This is a genomic window from Solibacillus ferritrahens, assembly GCF_037027585.1.
In the GTDB taxonomy this organism is placed as follows: Bacteria; Bacillota; Bacilli; order Bacillales_A; family Planococcaceae; genus Solibacillus; species Solibacillus ferritrahens.
This window is the reverse complement of record NZ_JAXCLE010000059.1, coordinates 1-780: the sequence shown is the minus strand read 5'-3', so window position 1 is coordinate 780 and position 780 is coordinate 1. Positions and strand designations below refer to the sequence as shown.

The 780-nt window shown below is 37.9% G+C and carries 1 protein-coding gene; it reads left to right on the top strand.

What is annotated here, in order from left to right:
• Positions 1-98: 98 nt before the first annotated feature.
• A partial coding sequence (locus tag SNE38_RS19160; protein ID WP_336047177.1) for a transposase occupies positions 99-780 on the top strand: 682 nt, incomplete at its 3' end.

Here is a 780-nt window from a genome sequence, read left to right as displayed (position 1 = left end):
GCAGTCCCGCTTTTCCCGCAGAAGTCGCCCCTTCCATTCCAATCAACTTGATCTATTCTTTCTAATATAGTTTATCTAAATCAAAGAGGTGTCCCGATATGATGACTAAAAACCAAATGAATGAACGTAATCAATTAGAAATGTTGACGATTGAACAACTTGTCCCAGAAAATCATCTCGTACGTAAATTAGAGGCAGCCATTGACTTTTCGTTTGTATATCCATTAGTTGAAAACTTATATTCACCTTTCGGTAGACCAAGTATTGATCCTGTTGTCTTATTTAAAATGACAATGATTCAATACGTTTTTGGTATTCGTTCGATGCGTCAAACGATTAAGGAAATTGAAACGAATGTAGCGTACCGCTGGTTTTTAGGCTTCGGGTTTCATACAGAAGTGCCTCACTTCTCAACGTTTGGCAAAAATTATACACGGCGTTTTGAGGATACAGATGTATTTGAACAGATTTTCTATCGCATCTTGAAAGAAATTGTGGATGCGGGTTTATTATCAGCTGACCATATCTTTATTGATTCCACGCATGTTAAGGCAAGTGCGAATAAACGAAAATTTGATAAGAAGATGGTTCGAAAAGAGACACGTGCTTATGAAGAAAAGCTACAAGAAGAGTTAAACATAGACCGTGAAAAGAACGGGAAAAAGCCGTTTCCACCGGAGAAGTTTGAAAAGGAAGAATGGAAAGAAATCAAAGAGAGCACAACGGACCCTGAAAGTGGTTACTATGTGAAGGACGAACGGACAAAACAATTTGCCTATT